Raw genomic sequence first — 20956 nt, forward strand, 5'->3', positions numbered from 1 at the left:
AAAAATAGACACTCCTTTCGACATCAGAAAATGAATGTCGCAAACAATATTCCTCCTTAATTGTAAACGTTCTACTTGTTTTTGTCGAGGACTAAAATACTGTAAACTATGAACATTTATCGTCAAATTGTGGCAAAGCCTGTATAATAGGAAATTGAGGTGATAACTATGATGAACGTACGAAGTTATTCTCTTGGTCCCGTCCAAACGAATTGCTATATCGTATCGAATAAAGAAAAAGAATGTATCGTATTTGATCCAGGTGAAGAAGCGGAGCGTCTAATTAAAACAATCCGTAGCAACGGCTTAAAACCTCTTGCTATCTTTTTAACACATGCCCATTTTGATCATATAGGGGCAGTAGATGCAGTGCGTGAGGTATTTGACGTTCCTGTATGGATTCATGAAAAGGAAGTTAGTTGGCTAGCGGATCCAACGAAAAATGGCTCTAGTAAATATCCTGCATTACCAGATTATAGGGTAGCTGCACCAGCGCAAGATACAATTATCAAAAAAGAACAGCAAATTGAAATGAGTAATTTTGTGTTTCAAGCAGTTTTTACACCTGGGCATTCACCGGGGAGTATTTCCTATATCTTTGAAAATGACGGTTTTGCCATCGTGGGAGATACGTTATTTGAACAAGGTGTAGGACGTACAGATCTATTAGGTGGATCAACCAAAATTTTATTGGAATCGATCCATCATAAACTGTTGACATTACCTGAGGATACTATTATCTATCCTGGACACGGTAATTATACAACGGTAGGCGCAGAAATGGAGACAAATCCTTTTTTAAATGGATTTTAAAATATGGCTAATAAACTGTTTTAGCACATAAAAAAGCGTATCTCACCGAAAGTGAGATACGCGATTTTGTTTGTATTAATGACCGCCACCAGGTACGTGAATGAATGTTGTATAGTACGTGAAGCCAGCGAAGAATACAGTTAAATATGCTCCGAAAATGTACATGTACATACGTTCTGAAAGGTTTAAGAAGCCTAATAATAAGAATAAACCTGTATTACCTAAGAATAATAGCGATACCTCGTTCATACCTCCAAGGTAGAACATAACGGCAAAAATACCTGTCCAGAATGCCATAACTTTATACATATTATCCATGAAATTTCCCCTCCTTTTGCCCACGACACAATAATCTCTTACTCATTATAAATGATATGAAAGGTGTCTGTAAACTGGAACTTCTCCATGTTTGTGACAAACAAATGGATTTTTAATCTAGCTATCGATTTCTGTCACGTTTATTTCATATTTACATAAATCGCAATTATGTATCATACTTTCCATTTGCACAAATTCATTGTTCGTAAACAATGCATCTAATTGCCCTTTTAAATAGGATTCATGTAATGAACAAACAATTTCAGAATAGGCTGTCAGTTGCTCCTGGAATGGACAATTGAAGATGGAGAAGATAACTTTTTTTCCATGCTCAGTTTGTTGAATTTGTGGAATATAGCCAATTAAAGCGGCATTGTCCGTTAATAGCTGAAGTTTTTCATCGAAGGAAAGAGAATTACTTAATGTCAATTCAGCACTCATATAATTTTTCATTTGCTGGTAGCCGTCTTGGTAGCTAATTTCCTGGCACTTTGTTAATGCAGATGGACCAAAGTCTTCAATTAATTGTATCGTCCATTTTAATAAACGATCTTCCTCACGTCTTGGAAAAGTAAGAGATACGCCTTTTTCTGAAGCTTTATAAACACGTCCAGGTCTGCCACCTTTACCTGTTTTTACATAGTCAGCTGTAATAATATTTATTTCTGAAAGCTTCGTTAAATGAAGTCGAGCAACGTTAGGATGGATACCGAATTTATCAGCAATATGTTGTACAGTAACTGTTTTTTTCTCTTGCAATATGTACTCATAAATAGAGTATCTTGTTTCATCCGCTAGTGTACTAGTAATTTTTAATGGATGGATCATGAGCTTCACCTCTTTAATTTTTATAAAAATTTTGTTCGTTTACCAAGTGTTAGGAAAATAATCATGTTGATACTATTATATTGTATTATTGAAAAAGATACAGTTCATTTCGGCATAAATATTAATTTTTTCATGCATTTATATTCTTTTTTAGTGGAAAATTGCACTTTATCCACATTTTTATAGCAAAAAACATTATTGGCAGAAAATTAACTTGCAAATTTTTATTTTCTGAAAAGGGCTTTTCTCGTGGCGAGTTCCTCCTTATACTAGGAAATAACGAATAGAGCGGTCATATTCGAATGAACTAAAAGAGAGGTGCATATATGCAGAGTTTTGAAACAGTTGTCGAACAAAAATGTGAGCAACTTTTACTAAAGGCCTATCATTTTGGAGCATCCGATTTATTGTTAGTTCCAGGAAACATAAAGTATCGGATCTATTTTCGGAAATATGATAAACTTCTCCACGCTGGTGAGCTACCTCATGAACTTGCAGAAAGAATGATCTCTTACTATAAATTTCTTGCCGAATTAGATATTAGTGAGCGTCGTAAACCTCAAAGCGGTGCCTTTCAAAAAGCAATGGAGCAAAATTCTTATTCGTTTCGAGTATCCACACTGCCTTCTGTATTTTTAAAAGAAAGCTTAATTATTCGTTTACTTCTCCAAAATCATGCATTTCCACTAACTTCCCTAAGCTTTTCCAAAAGCGCAGCTCACCAACTCATGGAGCTGGTACAAAACCGACAAGGTCTTCTATTTTTTACGGGAGCAACAGGCTCTGGCAAGTCTACTTCACTTTATTCCCTAATCCATTACTGTTCCACAGAATTGAATCGACATGTGATTTCTTTAGAAGATCCTGTAGAAAACAGCCAAGCCAATTTACTTCAAATTCAAGTCAACGAGCGAGCAGGCGTTACATATGCTGCAGGATTAAAAGCCATTTTGCGCCATTCACCTGATGTCATTATGATTGGTGAAATTCGCGATAGAGAAACAGCAAATATTGCCATCCAAGCCTCTCTAACAGGGCACTTAGTTGTCTCCACTATTCATGCAAAAGACTCCATTAATTGTCTCTATCGTTTAATGGATTTAGGTGTGTCGATAGAGGAGCTTCGTCAAACGGTTATCGGTATAGTTGCCCAAATGCTTGTTCAGACCTCAGCTCTACATGGAGAACGTCGAGCTGTCTATGAAATATTACATGACGATCATCTATCAAGAGCCATCACCGCCATCAAGGATAAGGGAAATTACAAACTTCCTTATGAATTAACATTAATGGGGCAAAAGGAATTAGTGGAGAGCCTATATGCAGTTACAAACATACATCGATAAAATTGTTCTTTTTTATAATCGGGCTACGAAATGGCGGGTAAAGGAACAAGCTCAGCTTTTCAATCGTTTATGTGTACTAATGCAGGAAGGATATTTATTTCCCCAAGCTATTTCCATGCTACTACCTCATCATATCGAAGCCCATGAGGACATACAGCAGCAAATTGATGAAAAGCTCAGACAAGGAGTAGGGGTTGCAGGGATATTTGAAACATTACAGCTAGGGAATCATTATTTAATGGCAATTAAGGTGGCGGAAAACAATGGCCACATGATAGAAGCATTTAAAGGTGTGGCTAAACAGATAACAGTAAGTGAAAAGACTAAGAAAAAGCTAATCAAGCTGCTGATCTACCCTGTCACACTGATTATCTTTTTATTGTTGTTATTTTTTGTGTTTCGTACATTTTTTTTACCGAACATTGAAAGAATGGTCGTCAGTCGTACCTCTGAAACAGAAGAGACAAGTATTGCGTTGTCCAATCTGTTATTACATGTACCAGATGTAGTTATCTCGACCATGTTCATAGTAATAGGTAGCTTAATCATTTTTCGTTTCTATCTCAAACGACAAGCTGTTGCTCATCAACTAACAATTTTATTAAAAATCCCCTTTATACAGCGCTATTTTAGGCTGGCATTGACAAGGCAGTTTGCTGCTTATTTAGGCAGCTTACTACAAAGTGGATTTTCATTACAAGCAAGCCTTCAGCTATTAGAGGAACAGCAGCTACAACCATTTCTCCAAGTTCTTTCACAGCGTATAAAAGAAAGAGTCATCTTTGGAGAATCACTGACACAGGCGGTAACGATGATGGCCGTTTTTCAAAAAGATTTTCCAATGTTCGTAGAGCATGGCGAGCACAGCGGCTATTTAGGAAAAGAATTAGTATTGTATAGCGATTTATTAATGGAAAAGCAGGAACAGCTTTTACAAAAAATATTAGCTTTTGTGCAGCCTAGTTTCTTTATCCTTATAGCTGCTTGTATAATAGCGGCTTATATCAGTTTATTATTACCCATCTATCACATGATTGAATTAGTTTAGGAGGAAGATGATGAAACGACTCAAACAACAAGCTGGTTTTACTTTAATCGAGATGCTTATAGTTCTGTTAATTATATCCATTCTTATTTTAATTACAATCCCAAATGTTACAAAGCATTTCGCCACAATAGATAAGAAAGGCTGTACAGCTTATATAAGCATGGTACAAGGCCAAGTAGAGGCGTATCGTGTAGATTATATGGCTTATCCTACCTTAGATGATTTAGTGGCAAAAGGCTATTTAAAGGAAAATGAAACAACCTGCCCAAATAAAGAAGAAATAGTGATTACTAATGAGGGAGAGGTACGCCCAGCCAATGTCAACTTGGAAACAGGTACTGATAGCTAATGAATGTTCATAAAAACGGTGGTTTTACGATTCTTGAAATGCTGGTTGTCTTATTTCTTGTTATGAGTTTAACAGCGATTGTTAGTAAATTCTCATTGAAAATAGCAGAAACCAAGGAATTAGAACGATTTTTTACGCAATTACAACTGGATATTCAATATATTCAAACCTCTAGTATGAGCCAACGACAATATATAGCCCTGAAAATGGAAGGTTCAACAAATCGTTATACTATTCAAAAAGATATTTATACTCATTTATATGAACGCTCTTTTCCAAAGGGGGTTGAATTTTTGCCAGCTGAGAGTTCAATTCAAACACTTGTCTATAACTATAGCGGCAATGTGATGACAGCAGGCACCATGGCATTTAAAACACCACAGGGCAAGAGAAAAGTAATCATAACATTAGGACGAGGGAGAGCTAGGATTGAATGAGTCAGGCTATTCTTTTGTAGAAACTATTTTAGGTGTGGGTATTTTGATGTTACTTTGTACTTCGTTAATCCCCATTACTTATACGATGAAAACAAATCTTGCTAATAAAAAAATGGAGCTAATTGCAGCTGAAACAGCATACGAAGGTTTAAAACAGTACCATGCGATTCAAGTAACAGAGGGCTCTCGAATCATTGAACAGGTTGCTTATCATTGGAAAGTTGACGAACAACAAGTTTGTGTCCAATTTCAAAATTTACAGGGATCACGCCAAAAATGTATTAAAGTGACAGGTGAAGTTCATGAATGAGAAAGGCTATACATTAATAGAAGCTATGTTTCAATTAGTCGTTTTTGTGCTTATTTCTCATTTTTTTGTCCTTATAATACTTTGGTTTGCTGAAATGAAGTCCACTATGCTAACAGATGAACAAACAAAGTGGGAACTATTTGTTTCTGATTTGAACCTCTCTCTAAAAGATATTTCCACCTTTTCCATTCGTGAAGATCAAAAAAGAATAACTTTCCAAACAGCTAATACGCTCCATCATATTGATTGCTACTCGAATATTATCCGTGAGCAGGTAAAGGGTGGACATGTTCCTATACTAATAGGAATCAATAAATGTCAATTTAGCTATTCCGAAAATAAGCTGACGATAGCTGTTGAAATGGCTAGTGGTATTCTAAAGGAGCGAACCTTTTATGTGCCAATTATTGAAAAATGACAGAGGGGCTATTTTTTTGATCGCAATTGCATTATTATTTTTTGTAACTACTTTTGTTCTTGCGTATTATATGTCTTATGAAATGCAGTATCGAACATATGATGGGCTAGAAAAATTGAATGTTCGAGCTACGATAAATTTATTGGGACAAATTTTGTCAGACAGTGTAGAATCGTAGTTATAAGAAGGTGAATCGAATTGCGAAAAATATATTTAGTTGGTTTTATGGGTAGTGGAAAAAGTGCATTAGGAAGACGTTTAAGCTATTTATTGAAGATGCCATATTATGATATGGATCATGAGATTGTGCGTCAGCAGGGGATGACAATTCCACAGATTTTTGAAAAATACGGTGAGGCCCACTTTCGAGAAATAGAAACAGAATTTTTGAAAAATTTCAGGGACGAGGCTTGTATTATTTCGACTGGTGGTGGCGTTGCCATCAATGCTGAAAATCGAAAAATTATGAGACGCAGTGGACTGGTGTTTTTTTTAGATGCGTCGTTTGAGGATATTTATAAACGAGTTCAGCATGATCCAAATAGACCCATTGTACAGAGCTCTACAAAGGAGGAGCTAGAAAGTCTGTATCACTACAGAAGGAAGTTTTACCGTGATGCAGGTCATATTCAGGTACTGACAGAAGGTAGGACGATTCGCCAAATTCTAGAGTATTTAGTATTTCAAGTGAAAAGGTTGAAAAACGAACGATGAATTACTTTCTTTTATTTAATGTTCGTGTTTTATTATCTTTTAAAAAATGATTGCCTTTCCAATGCATTTAATGTTAGGATATAGACAAATAAGTAACTAAATGTTCATTGAATACTAAATAGTACCAAGATTTATCTTGGGCGGATGATTGTGCGGGGAGAGAGCGTGTAGACGCCACCGAAGGAGCAAGTAGCAATGGGCTATGAATCTCTCAGGTAAAAGGACTCGTACAAGACGCAACTCTGGAGAGAGCTGTAGTATAACAATAACAGCCACCAAAGGGGAAAGCCGACTGATTGGCAACGTAGAGCTTGCGAGCCAGTCTGGTGTAACTTTCAGGTGCAAGGACAGAGAATCCCGAAAAGGGGTTCGTCTGTCTTTTTTTATGTCTATAGCCTGATTTACGTAATTGACTGTAGGAATACAAAAAGCAGACGAACTACTACCAGTAAAAATGTAACTAACAATAAGGGGGCAAAAAAAGAATGGCGAATGAATTAAAACGTACACCTCTATTTGAAGAATACGCGAAATATGGTGCAAAAACAGTTGACTTCGGTGGATGGGAATTACCTGTTCAATTCTCTTCTATTAAAGAAGAACATGATGCAGTGCGTAATCGTGCAGGCTTATTTGATGTATCACATATGGGAGAGATTTTAGTAACTGGTCCCGATGCTTTAGGTTTTTTACAAAATCTTTTATCAAATGATGTATCAAAAATTGTTGACGGTCAAGCACAGTACACGGCAATGTGCTACGAAGATGGTGGCGTTGTTGATGATTTATTAACATATAAATTAGCTGACAATCACTATTTATTATGTGTCAATGCAGCTAACATTGAAAAAGACTATGATTGGATGATGGAAAATCAACATCAATATGATGTGACGATTGATAACCAATCGGATGCCTATGCACAAATAGCTCTTCAAGGTCCACTAGCAGAAGAGGTTCTTCAATCCCTTACTTCGACGGATGTAAGTGCCATTAAATTTTTCCGCTTCCAAGAGAATGTGGAGGTTGCAGGTCATAAAGTATTAGTTTCTCGCAGTGGCTACACAGGTGAAGATGGCTTTGAATTATATGGCGCTCCAGAAGACATCAAAGCGCTTTGGGGTAAAATTTTAGAGGCAGGTCAAGAAAAAGGGGTTGTTCCAGCTGGACTAGGATGTCGTGATACACTTCGTTTTGAAGCTGGGCTACCACTATATGGTCAAGAGCTATCAGCAACAATTTCTCCTCTAGAGGCTGGTATTGGCTTCGCTGTGAAATTAAATAAAGAAGGCTTCATTGGTCATGAAGCATTAGTAGCTCAAAAGGAAAATGGTCTACCACGCAAACTTGTAGGCATTGAAATGATTGATAAAGGCATTCCACGCCATGGCTACAAAGTGTTTAAGGATGGTCAAGAAATCGGTGAAGTGACAACGGGTACACAGCTTCCTTCATCTAAACGTAATGTTGGTCACGCATTAATTGACAGTCAATTCGCAACAATCGGAACTGAGCTAGAAATTGAAATTCGCGGTAAACACTTAAAGGTAATAACAGTAGAAACACCGTTTTACAAGCGTTCAAAATAATAGTTGAAAAGAGGGACCTACATTTATGAAACATCGTTATTTACCTATGACGGAGCAAGATCAAAAAGAAATGTTAGACGTAATCGGTGTATCCTCAGTCGATGAGTTATTTGAGGATATTCCTGAGAAAGTCCGTTTTAAAGGCCTTTATGATATTAAAGAAGCAAAATCAGAATCTGCTTTATTAAAAGAGTTAACGGCACTTGCTGCTAAAAATAAGGACACAAATGCCAACGTATCATTTTTAGGTGCAGGTGTTTATAACCACTATAAACCAGTGATTGTAGACCATGTTATTTCTCGTTCAGAATTCTATACAGCTTATACACCATATCAGCCAGAGATTTCACAAGGTGAGCTACAAGCCATCTTTGAATTCCAAACGATGATTGCTGAGCTAACGGGAATGGATCTTGCTAACTCTTCTATGTATGACGGTGGTACAGCATTGGCAGAAGCGGGTATGTTGGCAGCTGGTCATACGCGTCGCAAGAAGATTTTAGTGTCAGAAGCAGTGCACCCAGAATATCGCGATGTTGTTGCTACATATGCCTATGGTCAATCCATTGACATCGTGACTATTCCGCAAAAAGATGGTGTGACAGATGTGGATGCATTAAAAGAGTTAATCGATGACAACACAGCAGCTGTTATTACACAATATCCAAACTTCTTTGGCCAAGTGGAAGATATCCAAGTGATCGGGGATATTGCACATGCTGCAAAAAGCTTACTCGTTGTATCTTCTAACCCATTGGCATTAGGAATTTTAACGCCTCCTGGCAAGCTTGGTGCTGATATTTGTGTAGGTGATGCGCAAGTATTTGGTATTTCTGAAGCTTTCGGCGGCCCACACTGTGGCTTCTTTGCAGTGACAACAAAATTGATGCGTAAGGTACCAGGACGTCTTGTTGGTGAAACAGTGGATGGTGAAGGCCGTCGGGGATATGTTTTAACACTACAAGCACGTGAACAACATATCCGTCGTGATAAAGCAACTTCGAATATTTGCTCGAACCAAGCACTACTTGCACTTGCAGCTTCTGTAGCGATGACAGCTCTAGGAAAACAAGGAATTCGTGAAATGGCTACTCAAAACATCGCGAAAACACGTTATGCAAAAAATGCCTTTGAAGCAGCAGGCTTTACAGTAGCATTCCAAGGTGCACACTTCAATGAAATCGTTGTGAAAACGAATAAATGTGTGAAGGAAATCAATAAAGGTTTAATCGAAAAGGGTATTATCGGTGGCTATCCTTTAGGTCAAAATTATGACTCTCTTAAAAATCATGTGCTAATCGCAGTAACTGAATTACGCACGAAAGAAGAAATTGATGCACTTGTTGCAGAAATGGGGGCTCTTAATGCATAACGAAAATCAATCACTCATTTTTGAAATTTCAAAAGAAGGTCGCGTTGGCTATAGTTTAGAAGCACTAGATGTGCCTGAGGTAGACCTAGCAGATTTATTACCTGCAAACTTAGTACGTTCAGAGGCAGCAGAACTACCTGAAGTGTCTGAGCTTGATATTATGCGTCATTATACAGCACTTTCTCGTAGAAACCATGGAGTAGACTCTGGCTTCTATCCGCTTGGCTCTTGTACGATGAAATATAATCCGAAAATTAATGAAACAGTTGCACGTCTATCAGGCTTTGCAAATGTTCACCCATTACAGGATGAATCAACAGCACAAGGGGCAATGGAGCTTCTTTATGATCTTCAAACTTCTTTAGTAGAAATTACAGGGATGGATGAAGTTACATTACAACCAGCAGCAGGTGCTCATGGTGAATGGACAGCGTTAATGATGATTCGTGCATTCCATGAAGCAAATGGTGAAGGTCACCGTAACAAAGTAATCGTTCCTGATTCAGCTCACGGTACAAACCCAGCATCAGCGACAGTAGCGGGCTTTGAAACAATCACTGTTAAATCAGATGAAAATGGCTTGGTTGATATCGAAGACCTTCGTAAAGTAGTGGGTTCTGATACAGCAGCTCTAATGTTAACTAACCCGAATACACTAGGGTTATTTGAAGAAAACATTATCGAAATGGCAGAGCTAATTCACTCTGTAGGCGGTAAAGTGTACTATGATGGTGCGAACCTCAATGCTGTAATGAGTAAAGCACGTCCTGGCGATATGGGCTTTGACTGTGTGCATTTAAATCTACACAAAACATTTACAGGCCCACATGGTGGCGGTGGTCCAGGTTCTGGTCCAGTAGGTGTAAAAGCAGATTTAATTCCATTCCTACCAAAACCAGTATTAGTAAGAACTGAAGAAGGCACATACCACTTTGACTACGATCGTCCACAATCAATCGGTCGCGTAAAACCTTACTATGGTAACTTTGGTATCAATGTTCGTGCTTATACGTACATTCGCACAATGGGTCCAGATGGCTTAAAAGCTGTTACAGAATATGCTGTATTAAACGCCAACTACATGATGCGTCGCTTAGAGCCATTTTACGATCTACCATATAACCGTCACTGTAAACATGAATTTGTCTTATCAGGTCGTCGTCAGAAGAAACTAGGCGTTCGTACATTAGATATCGCAAAACGTCTGTTAGACTTTGGCTACCATCCACCAACAACATACTTCCCATTAAATGTGGAAGAGGCGTTGATGATTGAACCAACTGAAACAGAATCTAAAGAAACATTAGATGCATTCTGTGATGTAATGATTCAAATTGCGAAAGAAGCAGAAGAAAATCCATCAATCGTTCAAGAAGCACCTCATACAACAGTCGTATCTCGTCTAGACGAAACACGCGCTGCTCGTACACCAGTGCTTCGTTATCAAAAAGCATAGTCTACAAAACCGTTCACGTTCATGTGAGCGGTTTTTTTGCACCTTAAATTACAAGCTAAATAAATCTTCAATAGTGAAATGTATTACAGGATTATGTGATAGCTAATTTGCGTGTTGTGAGTACAAAAGGTAAACCAAAACATTTTGCTTTATTATAATGAATGAAAAGACATGTATTAGTTGATTATGATAAATCTGAGTATCTTACAAGAGAAGTGCCAAGTAATGCAAAATTAAAAGTTGATGGAAGTTTCGTTGGTAAGTATATAAGATGGGTGTTAAAAGACACTGATCTTGATTTATTTCCATCTTAAAGGATCCGATTTATGGACTTAGAGTTAGTGTCTAACTATCTACAATCGATAGTATAATTAATCAAAATCTTTTCACCTTGTTATGCACAAAAATATGATAGGGTTAGGATGGATCTATTAAGGGGGTTAAAGTGGTGGAAGAAGATATCAAGTTTGGTGATAGTCTATTATACTATAAATGTGATAATATTGAATTTTTAAAAGGTTATGGTCAATTATATACAGAATTTGATGATGGCGTTGCAACTAGGCAGATCAACATAATTAGCAACGATATGTATAGTTCTTCATCATTGCATGATTGGAACGAAGATATTGAATTTTTATTGTATGACGGACATATCGATAATTTAGATTTAAGCGATAGTATACCTATTACTCGATTAGACTTTGAGAATAAATGGCAGGAAGGAATTGTAGCTAACAAATCTCAAATCAACTACTTAAAGGGCGATGCTTCTCTTCCTTTAGAAGAACATACACTCATCATCCATGTTGTTAATATTTTAGGAATTTGGGGAGAAGGCTTTGTTTTATCTTTATCAAAGCAATTCCCTTTAGCCAAAAGGGAATATGTTAAATGGTCTAAGGATAAAGAAACTTTTGAGTTAGGAGAAGTTCAGTTTGTATGTGTAGACCAGCTGAAAGCTACTTTTGTTGCCAATATGCTTGCACAACATGGTGTGAGGAAAAATGACAAAGATCGTACAACCTATATGGATTATGATGTGCTTCGTTTATGTTTAAGAAAAGTTGCGAGATTTGCATTAAAAAATAGATTATCGATACAGATGCCTAAAATTGGTTCAGGTTTAGCTGGAGGAGATTGGAGAGAGATTGAAAAAATAATAAATGAGGAATTGATTTATTATAAAATTAAATGTACTGTTTTTGAATTGTGATAAATTTTAAAAAAGTTAGGGGTGGTATCTATGGTAGATACAAAATTGAGGGAGCGGGTGTTTGTCACTTTATACGGTGGGATTATTGGTGATCTAATGGGCGTACCTGTTGAGTTTAAACAAAGAGGGACTTTCCATGTGCAAGATGTGATGGGATACGGTACTTACAATCAGCCACCTGGCACTTGGTCTGACGATACTTCTCTAACACTCTGCCTAGTCGAGAACATTATTGAAAATGGGGATACCAAAACATTAATGAACAAATTTGTACAATACATGGAGCAGGGCTATCTCACACCATTTGGCGAAATGTTTGATATTGGAATTACTACAGCGGATGCCGTTTCGAACTATAAAAAAGGTGTTCCACCAGCACAATGTGGTAAAACGGGCGAGTTTGATAATGGCAATGGTACGTTAATGAGGATAGCTCCTTTAGTATTCATGGTCATACATGAGTTAGATTTTACTAAAAGAAAAGAATTAGTTCATCAGTATACAGAGATTACTCATGGTCACCCGCGTTCCATAGTAGGGTCCATCATTTACATTGAACTATTATTAAGCTTATACCGAAATAATTCACTAGAAGTGGCCTTAAAAGAGGTCTTTGACTTACTGCAAAATAATTTACAGAATGAAATGAAAGCAGAGCTAAATGCTTACGTAAGGATTTTTCATGAAAACTTTTTAAATACGCCTGAAGATGAGATTCAATCAAGCGGCTATATTGTTCATTCACTAGAAGCAGCCATTTGGTGTGTAGGTAATTCTACAACGTTTAAAGACGCGATTCTAAAAGCAGTTAATTTAGGAGAAGATACGGACACCGTTGGGGCGATTACAGGATCAATCGCGGGTATGTATAAACAGTTGGACAAAATTCCAGAAGAATGGTTAGGTAAAATTGTCAGTAAAGAAAAGGTAGATGACTTAATCTTGGCGTTTTATGAATTTTGTGTAGCACAGACGTAAAAAAAGTTTGTTGGAAAGGACGGTGACGACATGTTACCTATACATAATAGATATACTGCAAATCCACCAGCAACAGATCACCAAATTGTACACATAGAAAATAGGCTGAATTGCCAACTTCCTCGTGCGTATACACTTGTATTAAAGGAAAGTAACGGTTCATCGTTTACAAACGGCGTGTTCATTTATGGTACAGAAGAAGTTTTAGAAAGAAACGAGACTTGGGAAGTGGAGGAATATGCAAAAGGCTATATTGCAATTGGTGATGATAGCGGAGGAATTGTCTTTTTAATGGACATAAAGGCAGAGGATTCTCGTGTTTTAGCAGTAGATAGTGGTGATATGAATCCAAAGCATGCAACATTGATTACTTATGATTTATGCAAATGGCTACAAGCAGGGTGTCAGTATTAGCAAGAGAGACAAATGAAAAGCTTCTTCCTACTAGAAGGAAGGAGCTTTTTCATTTGTTTTCTATGTCTATTTTTGGAGAAAAATAATTGAAAATAAAGCAAAATTATTACGTAATCTATTATTTTTTGAATTTTTTAGAAAATTATGTTGAATTATTGGAGAGAGGTAGTATAATAAAAATATAGTTACATAAATGGTTAATAATTCCTTATAAAGAGGAATTATTGGCAAAAAATAGTGACTATAAACTTAAAAAATGAAGAAATGAGGCGATTTTAATGATTAACATGATTCAATATTTAGAGCAAAATCCGACGTTAGTGACATTGTTAAAAGAAAAAAAAGCTTCTCTCATTGGTGTAACAGCATTAGAACAAAAGGCAATTTTGGATTCGTTTGATGAAGAACTGAACCTTGAAAATCGTTTGTGGAATTAAAAACAAATAACAATAAAAGGTTTTGGTTTACTATAAGTGTATATTTAATAATAGGTCTCTATTTATTATTTATCATTTATAGTAAACCTTTTATTAATATAGAGGTTAAAGAGGAAAATGGTGTTTGGAAAATAACGAATCCTTATTATAAAGATTGGGCTTTAAAGCAGCAAATAGAGATTGGAGATAATATTTTAAGCGTAAATGGGAATAATATAGATAAAATAACTAATCTTAAATATGATTTAGTAATTAGATCGGCAAATGAAATAACAATAATGAAACCGAACGGGGAACTAAAAGAGATAAAAATAAAGCCGTTTGACATCACTCAACAATTCTATTCTGTTCTCCTTGTGCCAACTAGTTACTATTTATTATCTCTATTAATTTCAATTTATTTGTATCTGAAACCTAAAAATACAATCTTAATAAACTTATTAATTTTGTTTATTTTATCTGTTTCTTTAGCTTATCTAAGCATAGGTGCTTCAGGTATATTAAACCCTTTCGGAATTATAGTAAACCGTGGTAGCATGCTTCTCTGTCTAGTTCTTTTATTAAAGTTTTTGAAAGAGTATTTTGGCTTCCTAAATATAAGATGGCCGTTTATAAAAAATATTAATTCGTTATATATACTTCCCATAGCTGTAATTATTTTAAGTATCTTCGGAATAGTTTATGACGGAATTCATTCTATAGTTTCAAGTATTATTTTAGGTCTATTTTTTTTATTACTAGTAGCTATTCTTAGTATAATGATTTTTAGTTACGTTAAATATAGAATTCCAGAACTTAAAATCCTATTAAGTAGTATAATAATTCCTTTTATACCATTCCTTTTTCTATATGCGTTACCAGAAATTTTTTTCCACAATCAAATTCTTTCGGCAGATATAAGTTCAATATTTCTTTTACTAATTCCATTCAGCTTCATTTTTACACAACTCACTGAACGTATTTTTGATATGGAGTATTTCATTTCTAGATTACGTTATTATTTTAATTTCTCATTTGGCTTTACGATATGGCTGTTAATCGGTTTATATTTATTTGCAGATTTATCAGTTTCGCACATGACGGAGATTTTCTTTTTTGCCTTTCTATCGTTAATGGCGTTGTTCTACATTAAAGAGCGGATTGATTATCGTAAGCGGAAAATTTTATTTTCTACAAAAGGCGACTACATCCACCGCTTGTATACGACCGTTGAGAGTATTGGTAGAGTGGTGAAGATTGAGGACTTATTAGAGAAATTTGTACAAGAGGTTGTGGTTCAGCTTGAAATGGAAAGTGTGTATGTGCTCACATATGATTTTCAAACGCATCAAGTTACCTTAACAAATAAATCCAAAGAATACACGCAGCATCAAATAGATGAGGTACTAGTTGAACGATTAGGCTTGGGAGATATTAAAAAGACAGATCATTTCTATATTGCCTTTATTCATCAAGATGTGAACTATAAACGAATCCTTGTTGTGGATCATAATAAAACGATTTATCTCAAGGACGAGGAACTGCTATGGCTAGAATTATTGCTGCTCTATTTAAATAATTTTATCGAAAACACAAAAATGGTTGAGGAGCTTTTAAATCAGTTAAAGCATATGAAAGAAGCCGATAATCGACAGCTACCATGGCTCAATAAATTACTCTGGCTAAGGTTCGAGGAAGAAAAATATCAGTTGGCACAGGAACTTCATGATACGATTTTACAAGAACAATTGCACATTGCAAGGGAAATGGATGTCCTCATGCATACAAAAGAAAAAGAGGAGATCCCATCTAAACTTATAAAGCTTCATGAACATATGATTATCTCTCTGAATGATTTGAGGGGCTACTGCGAAAACTTAAAGCCACCTCTATTAGATACATTAGGCTTAAATGCAGCCCTTGAAAAATTAATACAAAAAATTCATAAACGGGCTAATTTTGTTTTGATATATACGATTGACCGCCTCTATTTAGAGGATGAGCGTTTAAATTTAATGATTTATCGACTGTTCCAAGAACTATTAAACAATGCGTTAAAACATTCCTATGCTAATACAGTTGAAATACATTTATTGGGCACCGAAGAAGGGTTCCAAATTTTGTATAGTGATGATGGTGTTGGTTGTAATATAGATGATATTCTACTTGCCGATTCTATGGGCATACAAGGAATGCAGGAGCGAGTTCAAGCTTTTAATGGGAAATTCGCATTAGATAGCAAAGTAGGAGAAGGGATGACGATTCGTATTCAAGTAAGTGAAACCCAACATACGAATCCCTATACCTATAAGACCCTGACCCGACCAACTTATATGATACGAGGATAACCAGATGAAGCGGAAGCATACGTGCATATATTTTTTTAACACCTTTTAATCTCTTCGTAGAGGCTACGAATGTGGGTTAGAAGGCTTTTGTTTGAAAATATATTTATTTATTTAAGTTAATAAATCAAAAATGATAAAATGTTATCAAAAAAATATCATTTGGTGAATAGTAAATCAGGAAAAAATGCACTTTTTGGAGTATTTACCTAATATTCAAGGAAATTATGGCCAGATGACCGATATAATCAGGAGAAGGATTGAGGAGGTCAATAGATTTGAATAAAAAATTATTTTTAACAGCAGCAGCAATTCCTGTAGCACTTATTGTTCCAACTGTAGCAGGTGCAGCTGAAACAGTTTCAGTCACTGGAGATAATATTGTCAACGCAACATTAAAAGTAGAAAAATTACCAAATGATAGTATCGTCAATGCCTATCAATGGTATTATCTAGAGGAAATTACTGGGGAAGAGGGTTCAACAAATAAGCCCATTTCTGGAGCAACATCTATTTCCTTAAAAGTGCCTGTTGAAGCAGCTGGAAAAAGCATTTTTGTGGAAGCAACTACGACAGACGGTAAAAAATTTAAAAGTGCACCGCGCACTATTCAGCCATTAGAGCTCGATATCACCATTCCGACGTTAGAAGGTCAATCCGCTGGTTTTGTAGCACCTGGAGAAACAGTGAAAGTAGCTGGTATTACTGTAACTGATAAGAATGGTGCAAAATTGCAAAGTGATCAAATTACATATAGTTATCAATGGTTTTATAAATTAGGTGATAACTCCTTTACTATCATAGAGGGTGCTTCAGGTAGTACATATACGATTCCGAAGGATGCCATTGAAAAGGATATTAAAAATATTGCTGTCACTGTCAAAGCAAACGTGGGTCTTTCCTTTGCGGAATCTAAACTATCTGATACCATCACTGTCTCTAAACAACCCACTGATACTTTAACGAAAGAGATTAAAGCTTTACTGGTCAATGATAATAAATACAATGTATCAAGCTTAGCAGAATTTGGTGCTAAAGTTACGGAACTAGAAAAAAACTATCAATCCTTATCAGCAGCAGCTAAAGGTAATGTGTCTAATTATGATGTCTTAAAGCGAGCACTTACTGATGTTGAATTAATAACTAAGTTAAATGAAAAATGGAGCAAAATAGAGACTAGTAATGAAAAAGAAATAAAGGAACTAGAAGATGCTTATAATAAGCTAGATCTGTTACAGCGTAGCTTAGATGTAGATGAGACCCTATATACGGGCATTAAAAATCTATTAAACGAGCCAAATGATCTTGAAGAGATAAAAGAAGTGAGAAAACTCAATCAAGCTATTATTAATTTATTATCTTATGAGAATTCACTTGTGAAGTATGTAGCTTCTGATGTTGATTCCTTACAAGCAAGCGTGAAGACAATCGAAGCAGATATTGAGAAATTATCACAAAGCTACCGAGCTGCTGTCCAAAACCAAGCAATTTTGTCTGAGGCTAAATCGGATATTAAAAAGGTCGAGCAATTCATTAAATCATTTGATAAATTAGCTACAAATAGTACGCCTAATAAACAAGTGACGACTGCTAAATCAATCCGTACAGCCTATGAAAAATTAACATATAAACAATTAAAATTAGTGCCAGATGTGTATGTCCAGCGTTTGACTACAGCAGAACGTGCAGAAGAAAGCCAAATTATAAATTTAAATAATATTATAGATAGCTATATTAGCGATGATGTTTATCCGTTCAATCCGTCTGCTGGTTCATGGCAAAGTCATGTCAATAATGTTAATCAAATGATCAAGGAGTATAAGAGCTTAACGAAAGCCTCGGCAGCACAAATTATTGGCTACGATAGTCTTGTTGGCTTACAGAAAGATTTAAAAGCAGCTGAAAAAGTAATTAAAGATATGGATGCCTATCAAAAGTTATCTGCAACAACTGGTGTAACGGAAAGTAAACTTAATTCAAGCTATACAAGTACTTTAAAAGCTTATAATAATCTTACAAATTTACAGCAATCACTTGTATATAATGCTGAAGAATTTTTACTAAACACGCCAAAGATTTCAGTTGATGGCAATGGTAAAGTGCCTACTGATAAAGCAGCAGCAGAGGCGTTAAAGACGGATATTGCCAAATTTGCGGATGTTACGAAATATTCATTCAATCAATTAGAAACCGCTGTTAATACAGCTTCTGAATCCTATAAAAAATTGTCTTCTGCTGCAAGGAAATACGTGACAAATTATTATTTATTAACAGCAGCAAATAAGGATATTACAGGTGTAAAATCCTTCTATAAAAAAATACAGACTGCTAGAGAAGAAACAGATGCTGCGAAAAAGGCTAAAAAAATTGAAACAGTGCAAAAAGCTTATGCGAAATTACCTGCGAATCAGCAGCATTTAGCAAAAGAACAATATGAAGCTTTATTAAAAAATCAAAATATAGATGAAAATGCATCGAAAATTACACAGCTAAATAATGATATTGCCACAATTGTTTCCAATAATCTCTATGTCGTAACGATTGAACGTATTAAAAATCTTTCTACACAATATAGTAGCCTTAGTTCAAGTGAGAAAAAACTGATTACGAACTATGATATCTTAAAAACTGCGCTTGCAGACGTGAAAAAAGTGGAAAGCTTTATGAAGACCTATGAGAAATCCTTTGCTTCAAATCCAAGCACTGTGATCAAGGCATATGAAAAGCTTACATCTAAACAAGTGAGCCTGATTGATGCAGGAACTAGACAATTGATTATTGATAAGCAAAAAGGACAACAGCAAACGAATGAAAATGCATTGTCATTAATTGAATCCATCAATTCACTTCTTGTAAAAAGTGAATATATCAATGGTTTACAGGAGAAAGTAAGTGAAATCCGTAAAGCCTATGATGCTCTGAGTGATGCTGATAAGAAGGTTGTTAAAAATTATTCGAAGCTCACACAAGCAGAGGGTGATTTGAAGAAGGTTGAAGAGGTGCATGCTATATACGAACCAGCAGGGAGCAGTAATGATGCTGCACGTAAAGCGTGGCAAACAGCCTATGGAAAGCTCTCTAAAAGATTAGAGTTACTCTATACAAACATGTATCCAACGGAGCAATAATTGTTACTTTCAGATGGCCTCGAACAGTTTTCGAGGCTTTTCTTTATACATAAGATTTGTCTAGTAATTTGATTGTCCGCTATACTATGTACAACAAGGGAAGAAATTTTTTACATAAAGATTGTAGTTTCACAAAGAAGGTAGGAACAAAAGATGTATAAAATAGGTGTTGTTGGTCCCATTCAATCCGTTGAAAGAATTATTGCCTTAGCACGAGAAATCGAACAGGATATGGAATTTATTCCGTATATATATGAAGTGGCGACGGAAACAAAGCATCTTGTGGAGACACACAATCAGGCTGTCGATTTCTGGTTGTTTTCAGGTTACATCCCTTATAAGCTTGCCAGTCAAACGAATGTATCCAAAGATAAATTGACCCATATTATTTTTTCCGAAGCGGCTATTTATCGGGGTTTTTTAGAGCAATCCTATCAGCAAAAAAAGTTTATAGAAAATGTTAGTATCGATATTATTCCTTCGCCTTCTCAAATGGCTTCAGAAAGTCTTGCAGAGATTCAGCATAATGTCCATCATATGTATCTAAAGGAATTTGATGTCGCTATTGATCCACAAGAGCTATTTGATTTCCACTATAGTCTTTGGCAGGCGGGCAAAATTGATTTTGCGATTACTTGTTATCCCTCTGTAGATGAAGAGCTAAAGGAACGAGGAGTTCCATCTTATTGGGTTTCCCCGACAAAAACAGAAATTTATCATACAGTTCAACTTTTTACAGAGAAGATCAAAACGTCCTATTACAAAGAGACACAAATTGGTGCAGTCATGCTTGAAATTAAGGACTTCGATTCATTAAAAGAGCGCATGAAGCAAGGCTATCGTATTCAATATTTAGAATTGCGTACGAAGGAAAATCTACTACAGCTCTGTGAACAGATTGATGGTTCTCTTATTGAAGAGGGGAATGGCAAATATACGATCTTTAGTACAAGGGGTGCGATTGAAGGGCAAATACGATTCTTACAGGAAAAAATGTATCAGTTGTCGATTGAAATGGAGACAAAGGTGACAGCAGGCATTGGCTTTGCTCAAACAGTGTTCAATGCTGAGTTACATGCTCACCGAGGACTAAGACAGACGAAGAAAAATGAGGCTATTGACATCGTGATGATACAGGATGATGGCACCATTATTGAATCAGTAGGGAATGTAGAAGAGCTATCATATTCCTACCGAGCAGAAGACCCTTATATTTTAGAAAAACTAAAAAAAGGGAATATTAGTATTAAAACCTATATGAAAATCCATGCACTTGTACAAAAAATGCATTGGAAGCATTTTACGACAAAGGATTTAGCGACACAACTGCAAATGAGCGAGAGAAATGCCCAACGAATCGTAGCAGATTTATGTAATGTAGATTTGGCGAGAATTTGTGGGGAAGAATTGCAGCATACTCGAGGCAGACCTATTAAAATGTATCAACTTGTCTGAAAAATT

21 protein-coding genes and 1 riboswitch are annotated in these 20956 nt (G+C 35.9%); of the genes, 19 read left to right on the top strand and 2 right to left on the bottom strand.

Features of this window, described 5'->3' with window-relative positions:
• The first annotated feature begins 168 nt into the window (after positions 1 to 168).
• Positions 169 to 813: an MBL fold metallo-hydrolase gene (locus HCH28_RS05345; RefSeq protein WP_009370182.1), complete on the top strand. Its 645-nt coding sequence runs from the start codon at positions 169 to 171 to the stop codon at positions 811 to 813.
• A 75-nt stretch (positions 814 to 888) separates the two neighbouring features.
• On the opposite strand, the gene HCH28_RS05350 is transcribed toward HCH28_RS05345, so the two are convergent.
• Positions 889 to 1131, bottom strand: coding sequence for a DUF2626 family protein (locus tag HCH28_RS05350; RefSeq protein ID WP_004231035.1), 243 nt, complete (start codon positions 1129 to 1131; stop codon positions 889 to 891).
• A gap of 117 nt (positions 1132 to 1248) precedes the next feature.
• Entirely contained in the window at positions 1249 to 1959 is a 711-nt protein-coding gene (locus tag HCH28_RS05355) for a helix-turn-helix transcriptional regulator (protein WP_221680132.1), read from the bottom strand.
• Positions 1960 to 2285: 326 nt separating this feature from the next.
• Between HCH28_RS05355 and comGA the strand changes: the two genes are divergently transcribed.
• The 18 genes from comGA (at position 2286) to HCH28_RS05445 (ending at position 20950) form a co-directional block, all read left to right on the top strand.
• The gene (gene comGA / locus HCH28_RS05360) at positions 2286 to 3305 is read left to right on the top strand and encodes a competence type IV pilus ATPase ComGA (RefSeq protein WP_221680133.1); all 1020 of its coding nucleotides are present in this window, start codon (positions 2286 to 2288) and stop codon (positions 3303 to 3305) included.
• Entirely contained in the window at positions 3280 to 4353 is a 1074-nt protein-coding gene (gene comGB / locus HCH28_RS05365; protein ID WP_221680134.1) for a competence type IV pilus assembly protein ComGB, read from the top strand. Before comGA ends, comGB begins: the two co-directional genes overlap by 26 nt.
• Before the next feature lie 10 nt (positions 4354 to 4363).
• On the top strand, positions 4364 to 4702 hold the full coding sequence (comGC, locus tag HCH28_RS05370; RefSeq protein WP_004231042.1) for a competence type IV pilus major pilin ComGC: 339 nt from the start codon (positions 4364 to 4366) through the stop codon (positions 4700 to 4702).
• Complete coding sequence (comGD, locus tag HCH28_RS05375) at positions 4702 to 5139, top strand: competence type IV pilus minor pilin ComGD (RefSeq protein ID WP_221680135.1); 438 nt, start codon at positions 4702 to 4704, stop codon at positions 5137 to 5139. The genes comGC and comGD overlap by 1 nt, the downstream gene beginning before the upstream one ends.
• On the top strand, positions 5132 to 5449 hold the full coding sequence (locus HCH28_RS05380; protein ID WP_221680136.1) for a hypothetical protein: 318 nt from the start codon (positions 5132 to 5134) through the stop codon (positions 5447 to 5449). The genes comGD and HCH28_RS05380 overlap by 8 nt, the downstream gene beginning before the upstream one ends.
• The gene (comGF, locus tag HCH28_RS05385; RefSeq protein ID WP_221680137.1) at positions 5442 to 5867 is read left to right on the top strand and encodes a competence type IV pilus minor pilin ComGF; all 426 of its coding nucleotides are present in this window, start codon (positions 5442 to 5444) and stop codon (positions 5865 to 5867) included. Before HCH28_RS05380 ends, comGF begins: the two co-directional genes overlap by 8 nt.
• 16 nt (positions 5868 to 5883) lie before the next feature.
• The gene (locus HCH28_RS05390; protein WP_225340350.1) at positions 5884 to 6045 is read left to right on the top strand and encodes a hypothetical protein; all 162 of its coding nucleotides are present in this window, start codon (positions 5884 to 5886) and stop codon (positions 6043 to 6045) included.
• A gap of 20 nt (positions 6046 to 6065) precedes the next feature.
• Positions 6066 to 6581, top strand: a complete 516-nt coding sequence (locus HCH28_RS05395) for a shikimate kinase (RefSeq protein ID WP_004231053.1) — start codon at positions 6066 to 6068, stop codon at positions 6579 to 6581.
• 144 nt (positions 6582 to 6725) lie between these two features.
• Positions 6726 to 6818, top strand: a riboswitch (glycine riboswitch).
• Positions 6819 to 7066: 248 nt separating this feature from the next.
• Positions 7067 to 8170 carry a glycine cleavage system aminomethyltransferase GcvT gene (gene gcvT, locus HCH28_RS05400; RefSeq protein WP_131520616.1) on the top strand — a complete coding sequence of 368 codons (1104 nt, stop codon included), beginning with the start codon at positions 7067 to 7069 and terminating at the stop codon, positions 8168 to 8170.
• 25 nt (positions 8171 to 8195) lie between these two features.
• The gene (gene gcvPA / locus HCH28_RS05405; RefSeq protein WP_221680138.1) at positions 8196 to 9542 is read left to right on the top strand and encodes an aminomethyl-transferring glycine dehydrogenase subunit GcvPA; all 1347 of its coding nucleotides are present in this window, start codon (positions 8196 to 8198) and stop codon (positions 9540 to 9542) included.
• Positions 9535 to 10998, top strand: coding sequence for an aminomethyl-transferring glycine dehydrogenase subunit GcvPB (gene gcvPB / locus HCH28_RS05410; RefSeq protein WP_048392265.1), 1464 nt, complete (start codon positions 9535 to 9537; stop codon positions 10996 to 10998). Before gcvPA ends, gcvPB begins: the two co-directional genes overlap by 8 nt.
• Positions 10999 to 11446: 448 nt before the next feature.
• A complete protein-coding gene (locus HCH28_RS05415; protein WP_221680139.1) occupies positions 11447 to 12214 on the top strand; it encodes a macro domain-containing protein in 768 nt (255 codons plus the stop codon).
• Positions 12215 to 12244: 30 nt separating this feature from the next.
• On the top strand, positions 12245 to 13192 hold the full coding sequence (locus tag HCH28_RS05420; protein WP_221680140.1) for an ADP-ribosylglycohydrolase family protein: 948 nt from the start codon (positions 12245 to 12247) through the stop codon (positions 13190 to 13192).
• 30 nt (positions 13193 to 13222) lie between these two features.
• Positions 13223 to 13606: an SMI1/KNR4 family protein gene (locus HCH28_RS05425; RefSeq protein WP_221680141.1), complete on the top strand. Its 384-nt coding sequence runs from the start codon at positions 13223 to 13225 to the stop codon at positions 13604 to 13606.
• Positions 13607 to 13884: 278 nt separating this feature from the next.
• Positions 13885 to 14043, top strand: a complete 159-nt coding sequence (gene comX / locus HCH28_RS05430) for a competence pheromone ComX (RefSeq protein ID WP_004231062.1) — start codon at positions 13885 to 13887, stop codon at positions 14041 to 14043.
• Entirely contained in the window at positions 14034 to 16370 is a 2337-nt protein-coding gene (locus tag HCH28_RS05435) for a sensor histidine kinase (protein ID WP_221680142.1), read from the top strand. Before comX ends, HCH28_RS05435 begins: the two co-directional genes overlap by 10 nt.
• Before the next feature lie 275 nt (positions 16371 to 16645).
• Positions 16646 to 19495 carry a hypothetical protein gene (locus tag HCH28_RS05440; RefSeq protein ID WP_221680143.1) on the top strand — a complete coding sequence of 950 codons (2850 nt, stop codon included), beginning with the start codon at positions 16646 to 16648 and terminating at the stop codon, positions 19493 to 19495.
• Between the two features lie 153 nt (positions 19496 to 19648).
• Positions 19649 to 20950: a hypothetical protein gene (locus HCH28_RS05445; protein WP_221680144.1), complete on the top strand. Its 1302-nt coding sequence runs from the start codon at positions 19649 to 19651 to the stop codon at positions 20948 to 20950.
• Positions 20951 to 20956: the final 6 nt, after the last annotated feature.

Origin of the sequence: Lysinibacillus sp. K60, assembly GCF_019731275.1 — a bacterium.
GTDB lineage: Bacteria > Bacillota > Bacilli > Bacillales_A > Planococcaceae > Lysinibacillus > Lysinibacillus capsici.

Excerpts from the sequence above, each read along its gene's own strand:
- comGA (WP_221680133.1), top strand. The coding sequence starts at position 2,286 with ATGCAGAGTTTTGAAACAGTTGTCGAACAAAAATGTGAGCAACTTTTA.
- comGD (WP_221680135.1), top strand. The coding sequence starts at position 4,702 with ATGAATGTTCATAAAAACGGTGGTTTTACGATTCTTGAAATGCTGGTT.
- HCH28_RS05420 (WP_221680140.1), top strand. The coding sequence starts at position 12,245 with ATGGTAGATACAAAATTGAGGGAGCGGGTGTTTGTCACTTTATACGGT.
- HCH28_RS05345 (WP_009370182.1), top strand. The coding sequence starts at position 169 with ATGATGAACGTACGAAGTTATTCTCTTGGTCCCGTCCAAACGAATTGC.
- gcvPB (WP_048392265.1), top strand. The coding sequence starts at position 9,535 with ATGCATAACGAAAATCAATCACTCATTTTTGAAATTTCAAAAGAAGGT.
- HCH28_RS05445 (WP_221680144.1), top strand. The coding sequence starts at position 19,649 with ATGTATAAAATAGGTGTTGTTGGTCCCATTCAATCCGTTGAAAGAATT.
- comGB (WP_221680134.1), top strand. The coding sequence starts at position 3,280 with ATGCAGTTACAAACATACATCGATAAAATTGTTCTTTTTTATAATCGG.
- comX (WP_004231062.1), top strand. The coding sequence starts at position 13,885 with ATGATTAACATGATTCAATATTTAGAGCAAAATCCGACGTTAGTGACA.
- comGC (WP_004231042.1), top strand. The coding sequence starts at position 4,364 with ATGAAACGACTCAAACAACAAGCTGGTTTTACTTTAATCGAGATGCTT.
- gcvT (WP_131520616.1), top strand. The coding sequence starts at position 7,067 with ATGGCGAATGAATTAAAACGTACACCTCTATTTGAAGAATACGCGAAA.
- HCH28_RS05425 (WP_221680141.1), top strand. The coding sequence starts at position 13,223 with ATGTTACCTATACATAATAGATATACTGCAAATCCACCAGCAACAGAT.
- HCH28_RS05350 (WP_004231035.1), bottom strand. The coding sequence starts at position 1,131 with ATGGATAATATGTATAAAGTTATGGCATTCTGGACAGGTATTTTTGCC.
- gcvPA (WP_221680138.1), top strand. The coding sequence starts at position 8,196 with ATGAAACATCGTTATTTACCTATGACGGAGCAAGATCAAAAAGAAATG.
- comGF (WP_221680137.1), top strand. The coding sequence starts at position 5,442 with ATGAATGAGAAAGGCTATACATTAATAGAAGCTATGTTTCAATTAGTC.
- HCH28_RS05355 (WP_221680132.1), bottom strand. The coding sequence starts at position 1,959 with ATGATCCATCCATTAAAAATTACTAGTACACTAGCGGATGAAACAAGA.